The 11010-nt window shown below is 71.9% G+C and carries 12 protein-coding genes; 8 read left to right on the top strand and 4 right to left on the bottom strand.

The features are described from left to right. Positions 1-9: 9 nt before the first annotated feature. Both IE241_RS09205 and IE241_RS09210 read right to left on the bottom strand, forming a co-directional pair. Entirely contained in the window at positions 10-1074 is a 1065-nt protein-coding gene (locus tag IE241_RS09205) for an erythromycin esterase family protein (RefSeq protein ID WP_229899011.1), read from the bottom strand. 334 nt (positions 1075-1408) lie between these two features. Further along, positions 1409-1939, bottom strand: coding sequence for a GNAT family N-acetyltransferase (locus IE241_RS09210; RefSeq protein WP_190021179.1), 531 nt, complete (start codon positions 1937-1939; stop codon positions 1409-1411). Positions 1940-2060: 121 nt separating this feature from the next. Here IE241_RS09210 and IE241_RS09215 point away from each other — a divergent pair, with 121 nt between their 5' ends. Together IE241_RS09215 and IE241_RS09220 are read left to right on the top strand one after the other, a co-directional pair. After that, entirely contained in the window at positions 2061-2693 is a 633-nt protein-coding gene (locus tag IE241_RS09215) for a GNAT family N-acetyltransferase (RefSeq protein WP_190021180.1), read from the top strand. A gap of 46 nt (positions 2694-2739) precedes the next feature. Further along, positions 2740-3195, top strand: a complete 456-nt coding sequence (locus IE241_RS09220) for a GNAT family N-acetyltransferase (RefSeq protein WP_229899013.1) — start codon at positions 2740-2742, stop codon at positions 3193-3195. Between the two features lie 95 nt (positions 3196-3290). Here the strand turns inward: IE241_RS09220 and IE241_RS09225 are convergent, their stop codons facing one another. Continuing rightward, the gene (locus tag IE241_RS09225) at positions 3291-3890 is read right to left on the bottom strand and encodes a hypothetical protein (protein WP_190021182.1); all 600 of its coding nucleotides are present in this window, start codon (positions 3888-3890) and stop codon (positions 3291-3293) included. Between the two features lie 117 nt (positions 3891-4007). Between IE241_RS09225 and IE241_RS09230 the strand changes: the two genes are divergently transcribed. Next, a complete protein-coding gene (locus IE241_RS09230) occupies positions 4008-4658 on the top strand; it encodes a hypothetical protein (RefSeq protein WP_190021183.1) in 651 nt (216 codons plus the stop codon). Positions 4659-4669: 11 nt separating this feature from the next. On the opposite strand, the gene IE241_RS09235 is transcribed toward IE241_RS09230, so the two are convergent. Continuing rightward, on the bottom strand, positions 4670-5251 hold the full coding sequence (locus tag IE241_RS09235; protein ID WP_190021184.1) for a TetR/AcrR family transcriptional regulator: 582 nt from the start codon (positions 5249-5251) through the stop codon (positions 4670-4672). A gap of 360 nt (positions 5252-5611) precedes the next feature. Here IE241_RS09235 and IE241_RS09240 point away from each other — a divergent pair, with 360 nt between their 5' ends. The 5 genes from IE241_RS09240 (at position 5612) to IE241_RS09260 (ending at position 10982) form a co-directional block, all read left to right on the top strand. After that, positions 5612-6217: a 2Fe-2S iron-sulfur cluster-binding protein gene (locus IE241_RS09240; protein WP_190021185.1), complete on the top strand. Its 606-nt coding sequence runs from the start codon at positions 5612-5614 to the stop codon at positions 6215-6217. Further along, positions 6214-7206: an FAD binding domain-containing protein gene (locus IE241_RS09245; RefSeq protein ID WP_190021186.1), complete on the top strand. Its 993-nt coding sequence runs from the start codon at positions 6214-6216 to the stop codon at positions 7204-7206. The genes IE241_RS09240 and IE241_RS09245 overlap by 4 nt, the downstream gene beginning before the upstream one ends. Then, entirely contained in the window at positions 7203-9329 is a 2127-nt protein-coding gene (locus IE241_RS09250) for a xanthine dehydrogenase family protein molybdopterin-binding subunit (protein ID WP_190021187.1), read from the top strand. The genes IE241_RS09245 and IE241_RS09250 overlap by 4 nt, the downstream gene beginning before the upstream one ends. Further along, positions 9322-10527: an XdhC family protein gene (locus IE241_RS09255; RefSeq protein WP_190021188.1), complete on the top strand. Its 1206-nt coding sequence runs from the start codon at positions 9322-9324 to the stop codon at positions 10525-10527. Before IE241_RS09250 ends, IE241_RS09255 begins: the two co-directional genes overlap by 8 nt. 149 nt (positions 10528-10676) lie before the next feature. Next, a complete protein-coding gene (locus IE241_RS09260; protein ID WP_190021189.1) occupies positions 10677-10982 on the top strand; it encodes a hypothetical protein in 306 nt (101 codons plus the stop codon). The last annotated feature ends 28 nt before the right edge of the window (positions 10983-11010 follow it).

Genomic DNA, 11010 nt, shown 5'->3' on the forward strand with positions numbered 1-11010 from the left:
TCTCACCACTCACGGCAGCCATCGCACTGCAGACACCTCGCGGATGTGGATGAGCACGTCGAATGCGTCGGCGAGAGAGGCAACGGCCATGTACTCGGAGGAGTCGCGAGAAGGGTCGTAGACGCCGCTGATGACACGGGCCTTCGCGGGCCCGTCCCACCGGCGGCGTACGGCGTCGTCGCGCAAGTCCAGCCAGTGGGCCGGGAGATGCATCGTGCCGAGCGTCGCGTCGATCAGATCTTCGGCCGGCTCCGGGACGACTGCGACACCGAGGTCTCCGTGATGGAAGCCGATCGCCACCGAGACGTAGCCGTTGCCGTACCGCTTGCGCAGCAGACTGCCGACGCTGGGCTGCGGACCGCGATCGGAAGCCAGCCCCAGGGTTGCCTCGGTGGCCGACGTATGGCCGATGCCGTCCCAGTAGACCATGCGCAGGCCGGTGCGGCGCTGATGGTCGCTGATGACGTCGGCCCATACGACGGCGTCACCCGCATAGCTGCCTCGCCCTGCGACGCTGCGTTCGTGGAATTCCACGATCAGACGCATCCGCGCCAGGATTCCCTCGTCATGGCCGGATCCGGAGCCCCCGCCGGAACCAGGGCCCCCGCCGGGGCCGGACAGCGACCGGATCACTGCGAGCGCGTCGCGGGCGTGGTCGGCGAAGGGGCGTCCCGGGTGCGTTCCGCGGGCGTGCTGCACGTGCTCATCGATGTGGTGAGCGCTCCGGATCACCTCCAGGTGGGAGGCCACCTCCGCCCACCGTTCCGGCGCCGACTCACGGACATGATCAAGGACGGCGTCGTAGTCGCCGAGCTGCGCCTGTACAGGTTTCGCACCGAAGATCCGGACGGGGGCGTCCGGGTGGTCCCGGTTGAACTCCCGGATCCACTCCAGCGCCGCGGCCATGTCGCCCGTACGCCAAGGACGCCAGGCCCCCTCGAGAGCGGATTCCGCCGAACCGTCACCGGCGTGCACGTACCGGTCGAGCTGAGCGGCGACGACGGCGCTGTCCTGGATGACCAGCGCCCGGAACCCATGGTTCTGGACCAGCCTGCGGAAGATCCGGTCCCGCACACCGAAGGTCTCCCGGGAGAAGCGAGTGGACTCCCCGATGCCGACGACGGTCGCCCCGACGGAAATCTCCGCTGCCAGCGCATCAAGTGCAGTGTCGGAAAGCGGGCGGACGTCGGCGTGCCGCGGATCGGACGGGCTTACGGGCGTAGGAATACGGTCCCGAGCGGGAGAAGTGGTGTTGTTCATGCCCCCAGCCTCACACCTGAAGCGTGGTTGAGGTCAAGAAGATCGAGACCTGACATGTAGGCGGGCGACAACCCGCCGGACGAACCCGTCGCCGGTCGCCGTGCGGTCGCCGACTGCCGTACGGTCGCCGACTGCCGTCCTCTCGCCGTCAGCCGACCCGCCTGGCCAGTACCTGTCCCGGCCAGGCCCCGGACAGGAAACGGTCGGTGGGGATGAATCCATTGCGCTCGTAGAACGCGACCAGTTCGCCCCCGCCGCCCGCCCAGCAATCGACCCGCAGCAGCCCCACGCCGGCCCGCCGGGTCTCCTCGACGGCATGGGCCAGCAGCGCCGCCCCGATGCCCCGGCCGGCATACCGCCGGTCGGAGACCAGCAGCCGGACGTACCGCTCGGGTTCCCCTGCCGGTGCGATCGGCATCTCCGGACTGGGCCCGGAGTCCAGCACCAGGGCCCCGACGGGCGTGCGGCCCGACTCCGCGATGTACGGGGCGTTCTCGGTCGTATACCGCTCGACGCGCGCCGCCCCGCCGGGCCTCTGCGAATACGGTGTCGTGCCCCACTGTTCGGTGTTGCCGCGAGCATTCATCCAGACCACTGCGGAGTCGAGCATGTCCAGAACGGCCGGCGCGTCAGCGAAGCTGCCTGGTCTGATTCGTATGCCACGTGGGGTGTCGTTCACGACGGAAGCATAGGCCTGCCGGGCGGCGGAAACGGGCGCGCGCACCGCCGATCCGGTGGCACGGCGGCCGGCGACCGGCGACCGGCGACCCGTCGGCGTAGCGGCCCGGTAAAGTCGCCCGATGCTGCGTATCGACTCTCCCATCACCACCGCCCGGCTGATACTCCGTCCGTTCCGGCCTGAGGACGCCGAGGACGTCCACGGCTACCAGCACCGGCCCGATGTCGCCCGCTTCATGCGGTGGGAGCCGCGCGGACCGGAGGACGTCCGGGCGGCGGTCGAGCAGATGGCCCGGGAGACCGAACTGGCCTCGGACGGGGACTGCCTCAGCCTGGCGGTCGTCCAGCCGGGCACGGGGACGGTCATCGGGCAGGTCGAACTGGTCCTGCTGAGCGCGGAACATCGCCAAGGTGAACTCGGCTGTGTCCTCCACCCCGCCCACCAGGGCAAGGGCTTCGCCGCCGAGGCCGCGTTCGCCGTCCTGCGCCTGGGATTCGACGCGCTGGAGCTGCACCGGATGATCGGCCGCTGCCACGCGGACAACGCCGCCTCCGCCGGACTCCTCGAACGCCTGGGCATGCGCAGAGAGGCCCGCTTCATCGGAACGGGGTTCTTCAAGGGGGCATGGCGCGACGACCTGGTGTACGCCATGCTCCGGCGGGAGTGGCGGGCCCGGCTGGGGCGCGTGCGAGAATCCCCGGATGGGAACGATCACGGACTCCACGCCGCTCACCCTCCGTCCCGCGACCGCTGAACTGCGGCCTGTCATCGAGCAGTTGGCGCAGTTGTACCGTCACGACATGTCGGAGTTCCTCGGTCACCTTCCCGCGGCCGACGGAACGTTCGGGTTCAGCATCTTGCCGCTGTTCTTCGACGAGCCCGAGCGGGAAGCCCTGCTGATCGAGTACGGCGCGGCGCCGGGCGGTTTCGTCCTGACCCGTCCGACGTCCGAGGGCAGGACCTCGATCTCCGCGTTCTTCGTCGTACGCGCGCTGCGCAGGCGGGGCGTAGGCCGGCGGGCCGCCCTGCAGTTGCTGCACTCGCGTCCCGGCGCGTGGGCGATCGCCTTTCAGGAAGCCAACGCGGGCGCCGCTCGCTTCTGGCGTGGAACCGCCACGGCGGCCGTGGGCTCCGCTTGGCACGAGGAAACCCGCCCGGTTCCCCCGCCGGCCCCCGCGACCCTTCCGGAGGACAATTGGATCTTCCTCAACACAGGCGTCCGGAGCCTGCCCCTCACCGCACGGGGTGAGGGGTGAGGGGCGAGTCCTCCACTCGACGCCGCCCGGAGCGCCCAGGGTGGCCGGGGCCCGGGTGTCCGGGTGTCCGGGTGTCCGGGTGTCCGGAGCGGAGCTCAGTACGCGCCGCCGCGGAAGTACATGCTGTGGTGCGGGCGCGGACGGTCGTCGCGCTCGTGTGCCGCGTCGGAGCGGTCCGCCGCGGCCGACCGCCCGGCCAGGGCGCGGAGTCTCTCCAGGCCGGCCAGGACCTTGTCGCGGTTCTCGGCCCGTTTCATCCAGGCAGGCAGCCGCGCGAGCATCGCCATCGTCGGACGGGCGAGGCCGCGCTCGCGCAGCCGGGCGCCGGTGTAGGCGGTCAGTTCGGCGAGATGCGCCTCGTTGTACGCCCAAAGGATCTTCCCGCCGCAACGCGTCTGCAGCCACAGCGGCCGCCGGAAGAACGGGTCCTCGGTACCGCCCATCACCGCGCCGACCAGCCCGGCGCCCTGCATCCCGGGCTCCCAGCCGTCGGTGGCACCGCACTCCGGGCAGGACAGGCGGCGCGGCTGGAACAACAGCTCGCTGAAGTACTTGCGCTCGGGAAGTCCCGGCCTGGGCACGACGAGGGCACGGCCGCCGCACCGCGGGCAGACCACGAGGATGCGGTCGGCGAACTGCACCAGCCACCTTCCCGGGTCGTGGTGGCGGGCCGGGCCGCTCGGCTCAGTGTTCATGACGGACACCCTCGCAGGTGAGCGGGGGTCCGCGCGACTCCATAGCCGCTCCGTCGGAACCGGCAGTCCGCGGCCCCCCATGGACGTCCCTGCAGGTCGGCTGCATATGCTGCACCGATGGCTGAAGTGGACATCAAGAAATCGCACGGCGGGACCGGAACCGTGGACCGGGGTGCATACCTGCTGTTCACCTTCGTCGTGATGGGGCTCGGCTGGGGCATCGCCGCAGTCAACACCGGAATCTCGTACCTCGCGCTGGGCACGGACCTCGTCCCGATCATCACCGGGCTCATCGGGTGCCTCGTCTTCGTGATCGTCCTGCGCTTCCTCCACTGTGCGTGGTGGCTTGCCGCCCTCTCCGTCCTGCCGGCGGTGTTCGTCCTCATAGGCTCGGTCCAGTACGCCCCCGAGTCCACGCTCGACGACCGGGGCGTACGCGAGACCGTCCGCATCGCCGCCGACAGCGCCGCCGGCGGCAGCGCGTCGAGTCACCGCTTCACTCTCGTCGGCCGGTCGGGCAAGCTCAAGGAAACCCTGGACTACGACGGAGACCATCCGCAGTGGGAGGTGGGTGACCGGATCGAGGTCGTCAGCGACCCGAAGGGCGTCGTCCCACTCGAAGCGGCCTCCGACGTCAACCCGGACAGACAGCTCGCGTCTCTCATCACGGGCGTCGTGGGATGGACCTGTATCACCCTGCTCGCCGGACGGCGCGGATTCATGCGGCGTCGTGCAGGCCGCCGCCCCGCCTTCGAGGACCTCGACTGAGCCCATCGGGCTCACGGCCGCCCGGGGGCTCCCGCGCGCAGTCCGTCCATGACGAGGTCGAGCAGCCGGGTGGCCCGCGGCTGCCAGTCCGAGCCAGGGTCGATCTGCCAGAGGCCGGCGATGGCGAGGAGGAAGTCGTCCGGGGTCACTCCGGGGCGGATGGCGCCGGCGTTCTCGCCGGCGCGCAGCAGGAGGCCGGCCGCCGAGGTCACCGGGGCGTGTCCCGGTTTCGACGGGCCCCCGGGCGCACTGGTGACCATGCGGATCGCGTCCGCGAGGCCGGCCTTGGTCATGGCGAACCGGGCGAGGCGGTCCATCCATTCGCGCAGGGCCTGGGCCGGTTCGCGGGTCTCGAGCAACTGGGCCGCCGCATCGGCGACCTGCTGCATTTCGTAGCGGTAGATCTCGAGGACGAGTGCCTCGCGATTGGGGAAGTTGCGGTAGAACGTGCCCTGCCCGACGCACGCCTTCTTGGCGATCGCGCTCAGCGGGGCGTCCGGGGAGCGCGTCAGCTCGGCCACGGCCACTTCCAGGATGCGCTCGCGGTTCCGCCTGGCGTCCGACCGCAGAGCTGCGTCCTTCTTCTCCTGCACTCGTCCTCCCGGCGGCGCGTGCCCGAATCCCGCCCTTGTTAAGCGGACAACTGTCCACTACGCTCTCTAGGAGCGGACAGTTGTCCGCTTGCTTGTGCTCACCATAGCGGCGGATCCGGTCGGCCGGTGACCGTCGGCACCGGCGTTGCGATCTCCGCCGCCTGCAGTGTTTCCCCTACGTCGCCATGCACAGCGCCATCCCCTGCCCGCCGATACCTCCCTCACCTCCCCCACCTCCCTCGCTACGTCTCCTGATTCGTCCGCCTGCCGGTCGCCTGCCTACCGGTCGTCCGTCTTCCGGTCGTCCGCCCGCCGGTTGGTCTCCGCGACACGCTCCGGATACGCGAAAGAAGGCTGATCATGGCCCCGGCCCCCACGTCGACGTACAGCTCCATCACCTTGAGCGTCAACGGCGACAAGCACACGCTGACCGTCGACCACCGCACCACCCTGCTGGACGCGCTGCGCGAGCGTCTCGATCTGACCGGCACCAAGAAGGGCTGTGACCAGGGGCAGTGCGGAGCCTGCACCGTCCTGCTCGACGGACGCCGAACCGTGGCCTGCCTGCAACTCGCGGTGGCCGCCGAGGGGCGTGCGATCACCACGATCGAAGGCCTGGCCGAGGGCGAGCAACTGCACCCGGCCCAGCAGGCGTTCCTCGACCTCGACGGCTACCAGTGCGGCTACTGCACGCCGGGGCAGATCTGTTCGGCGGTCGCGATGATCGAGGAGCACGCGGCGGGCTGGCCGAGCGCCGTCACCGACGACGTACGGCCCGAAGCAGGGCCTCCCCCGCTGACCGCGGACGAGATCCGGGAGCGCATGAGCGGCAATCTGTGCCGCTGCGGTGCCTACGTGTCGATCGTCCAGGCGGTCGCCCGCGCTGCCGCGGTCCGGGCGGAGACCACGGCAACTGCGCACACCACCCACACCACGATGACCACGCAGACCCAGGGGGCGGCGTGAAGGAGTTCGGATATCAGCGCGTGTTCGACGTCTCCGGCGCTCTCGCGCTGCTCGACGCCGATCCCGACGCCCGCTTCCTCGGCGGAGGCACCAACCTCGTCGACCTGATGAAGGCCGGCGTCGAGCGCCCCGCCCGCCTCGTCGACGTGCGCGAGCTCCCGTTGGACCGGATCGAGCCGACGGCGGACGGAGGCCTGCGCATCGGAGCCACCGTCACCAACAGCGACCTCGCCGCACACCCCGAAGTCCGTCGCCGCTACCCGGCGTTGGCACAGGCGGTGCTGGCCGGCGCCTCCGGGCAGCTGCGCAACATGGCCACGGTCGGCGGAAACCTGCTCCAGCGCACCCGCTGCGGCTACTTCACCGACGTGACCCGGCCGTGCAACAAGCGCACCCCCGGCAGCGGTTGCCCCGCCGTAGAGGGCGAACACCGCAACCACGCGATCCTGGGCGCTTCCGGTCACTGCGTGGCGGTCCACCCCTCGGACATGGCCGTGGCGCTGACCGCCTTCGACGCCGTCGTCTCCTACGAAACGACCGACGGGCCGGGCGCGTTGCCGCTCTCCGAGTTCTACCTGCCCGTGGGCGGCACACCGCACCTGGAGACGGCTCTTCCTCAAGGAGCGCTGATCACCGGCGTCACCCTGCCGCCCGCTCCGATCGCCGCCGTCTCCCGCTACCGCAAGGTGCGCGAGCGCGCCTCGTATGCGTTCGCGATCGGCTCGGTCGCCGCCGCGCTCGACGTCCGGGACGGCGTGATACAAGATGCGCGCCTGGCCTTCGGGGCCGTCGCGTCCCGGCCGTGGCGGGCCCGGTCCGCCGAGCGGACGCTGACCGGGGCACGCGCCGACGGCGAGACGTTCGCCGCCGCCGCGGATGCCGAACTGGCGGCCGCGAAGCCGCTCCCCCACAACGGATACAAGGTGACGCTGATGCGCAATCTCGTGGTGGCGGTGCTGACCGAACTCTCCGAGGAGGCCGCCCGATGACCACCGCCCCGACCGCGCACAAGGGCTCCGTCGGCGTGGCCCGCACCCGGGTGGAGGGCCGCGACAAGGTCACCGGGGCGGCTCGCTACGCCGCGGAGGTGCCCTTCGCCGGACTCGCGTACGGCTGGCTGGCGTTGTCCACCGTCGCGCGTGGCCGCATCCGGTCGGTGGAGACCGCCGGGGTCCTCGCGATGCCGGGCGTGCTCACCGTTCTCCATCACGGGAACGCCCCACGGCTCGACACCGGCTTCGTCGGTTTCCTGGGCGCACCGGATCCGACCTGCGCCGTCTTCCAGCACGACCGGGTGCCGCACCGGGGATGGCCGGTGGCGCTGGTCGTCGCCGAGACCTCCGAGCAGGCCAGAGAGGCCGCCGAGGCGCTCGTCGTGCACTACGAGGAGGAACCGCACGACATCGCCTTCGACGGCGAGCGCTCGGACGCGTACCCCGTGGACGGCCATATGCCGGCCGTGACGGCGAAGGGGGACCTGGAGGCCGAACTCGCGGCGTCCGCCGTCGTCGTGGACGCGGAGTACACCACCCCGGAAGAGCACCACAACCCGATGGAGCCGCATGCGGCCACGGCCCGCTGGGACGGCGGCCGGCTCGAGGTCGTCGACTCCAACCAAGGCGCCACCTGGGTCGTGAGCGACCTGGCGCAGCTGTTCTCGCTCGACCCGGCCTCGGTGCGGGTACGGTCCGAGCACGTCGGCGGAGGGTTCGGCAGCAAGGGGGTCCGCGCTCATCAGGTGGCCGCCGTGATGGCTGCGACCGCCCTCCGGCGGCCGGTCCGGGTCGTCATGACGCGCCGCCAGATGTTCTCGCTCGCGGGCTACCGCAGCCCCACCGTCCAGCGCCTCCGGCTCGGCGCCGACGCCGGAGGACGGCTGCGCGCGCTGGAGCACCGTGCCCTGAGCCTCACCTCGACCGTCCACGAGTTCATCGAGCCGAGCGCCGGGGCGGCGCGGGTGATGTACGACGCCGACGCCCACCACACGGCCAACCGGGTGGTGCGCCTCGACGTGCCGACGCCGACGTGGATGCGCGCGCCGGGCGAGGCACCGGGGTCGTTCGCGCTGGAGTCCGCGCTCGACGAACTCGCCGAGAAGTGCGGCCTCGACCCGATCGAGCTGCGCGCACGCAACGAACCCGAGCGGGGGCCCGTATCCGGCCTGCCGTTCAGCGGCCGCAACCTCATCGCCTGCTTCCGGGAGGGTGCCCGCAGGTTCGGCTGGGCGGACCGGGATCCCCGTCCCGGCCTGCGCCGTGAAGGCCGCTGGCTGCTCGGCACCGGCACGGCGGCGGCCTCCTTCCCGGCCCGGGCCCGGCCGTCCACCGCGACCGTGACGGCCGAGGCGGACGGCACGTTCACCGTACGGATCTCCGCGGCGGACATCGGCACCGGGGCGCGGACCGCACTCACCCAGGTGGCCGCCGACGCGCTGGAGGTCGGGCCGGAGCGCGTCCGGATGCGGATCGGGGACAGCGACTTCGGACCGGCGATGATCGCCGGAGGATCGATGGGGACCCGCTCCTGGGCGTGGGCGATCACGGCCGCGGCCGACGAGCTGCGCGAGCGGCTCATCCCGGGCGCCGGCATCCCTCCGGAGGGCGTCACGGTGCGGTCGGACACCACCGCGGCCGTCGCCGCCCTCACGGAGACGGAACGTCATTCCTTCGGAGCGCAGTTCGCCGAGGTCGCCGTGGACGTCGCCACCGGCGAGGTGCGCGTACGGCGCATGCTCGGCATCTTCGCTGCAGGCCGGATCGTCAACCCGCTCACCGCCCGGAACCAGTTCGTCGGCGGAATGATCTGGGGCATCTCCATGGCCCTGCACGAAGAGGCGGTCCGGGACCGCGCCTCCGGCGGCCACTACGCCGCCGACCTCGCGGGATATCACGTCTCCGCGCACGCCGACGTACCGCACGTCGAGGCGGACTGGATCGACGATCCGGACCCCGACGACCCGGTCGGGATCAAGGGCATCGGCGAGATCGGCATCGTGGGCGCCGCGGCGGCCGTCGCCAACGCGGTCTGGCACGCGACGGGCGTACGTCACCGGAGCCTGCCCATCCGGCCGGACCGCGTCATCCTCGCCGGTACGGGGGAACCGCATGCTTGACATCGCCGAGGAGTTGCACCGCTGGGCCGAGCAGGGCCGGGACTTCGCCGTCGCCACCGTCGTGGCCGTCGGCGGCAGCGCCCCGCGCGGCCCCGGCGCCGCCCTGGCCGTCGACGGCAAGGGCACGGTCATCGGCTCGGTCTCCGGAGGCTGCGTGGAGGGGGCGGTGTACGAGCTGTGCCGGCAGGCGCTGGCGGACGGCGAGACGGTCGTCGAACGGTTCGGCTACAGCGACGAGGACGCCTTCGCTGTCGGGCTCACCTGCGGCGGAGTCATCGACGTCATGGTCACGCCGGTCACGCCGGCCGCTGCGGACGCGCCTTGGCGGGCGGCGTTCCGGGCGGCGGTGTCGACCGCCGCCCGGGGCGGGCCGGTGGCCGTCGCCCGTGTCGTCCGGGGCCCGGCCGGACTCCTCGGCAGGATCCTGACCGTGCGTCCTGAGGAGGCCGCGGGCTCCGGCTCCGAGGGGTCCGGGGGCTCCGGGGCGTCGTACGAAGGCACCCTCGGCGGCCACGCGGAACTGGACCGGACGGCGGCGGCCGAGGCCCGCGCCATGCTGGACTCCGGCCGTACCGGCACGGTCGGTCTCTCACAGGACGGATCGCACTGCCCCGGTGGTCTGACGCTGCTCGTCGAATCGAGCGTGCCACCGCCCCGCATGATCGTCTTCGGGGCGGTCGACTTCGCGGCGGCGCTCGTGCGCGCCGGCAAGTTCCTCGGCTACCGCGTGACCGTGTGCGACGCCCGCCCCGTCTTCGCCACCCGGGCCCGCTTTCCCGAGGCCGACGACATCGTGGTCGACTGGCCGCACCGCTACCTGCGGCGCACCGCGGTCGACGGGCGCACGGCCTTGTGCGTGCTCACCCACGACGCCAAGTTCGACGTGCCCCTGCTGAAGGAGGCGCTGCGGAGGCCGGTCGCATTCGTCGGCGCGATGGGCTCGCGCCGCACCCACGCGGACCGCAACCGGCGGCTGCGGGAAGCCGGCGTGACCGAGCGGGAGCTGGCCCGGCTGAGGTCGCCGATCGGCCTCGACCTCGGCGCCCGTACGCCCGAGGAGACCGCCCTGTCGATCGCGGCGGAGATCGTCGCGACCCGGCGAGGAGGGACGGGCGTCCCCCTGACCGGCTCGGACGTGCCGATTCACCGTGCCGAGAGGGAGCGGGGCGGTGCCGGTGCGCTCCGGCTTGTCCGCTGACCGGCTCTCCTCACGCCGCGTGCGGTTCGGTCCCGCCCGCGCGGGACGTGCGGGAATGCCTGCTCCCGCACGCCGGGGACACCGGCTTCCTACGGTGCCGCTCCGGGCCCACTATCGGAGCAGACGCTGGAAACGAGAAAGGTAAGCCCGTGACACCGAGGAACTTGCGCCTCGTCCCGGCGGTGGTGGCCACCGCGGGACTGCTGCTGGCAGGCACGGCGGGGGCGGCCGTCGCGGCGCCGTCGGAGGAGTCCCCGAGCCCGACGAGCAGCGCCGCGAGCGAGGAAGTGAAGTCGGACTGGAAGCCGGACGGCTGGTACGACAACGAGGGGGCGTGCCGCGAGGCCGGCGAAAAGGGCAAGCACGACGGCAAATGGGGCGAGTACCGCTGCAAGCACGAGGAGAGGCACCACGGGCAGTACGACTACCAGTGGCACCTGTACTACCACCGCTGAAGAACGGGCCGGTACGGCATCACGCCCG

The organism is Streptomyces hiroshimensis, from assembly GCF_014650335.1.
Classification (GTDB): domain Bacteria; phylum Actinomycetota; class Actinomycetes; order Streptomycetales; family Streptomycetaceae; genus Streptomyces; species Streptomyces hiroshimensis.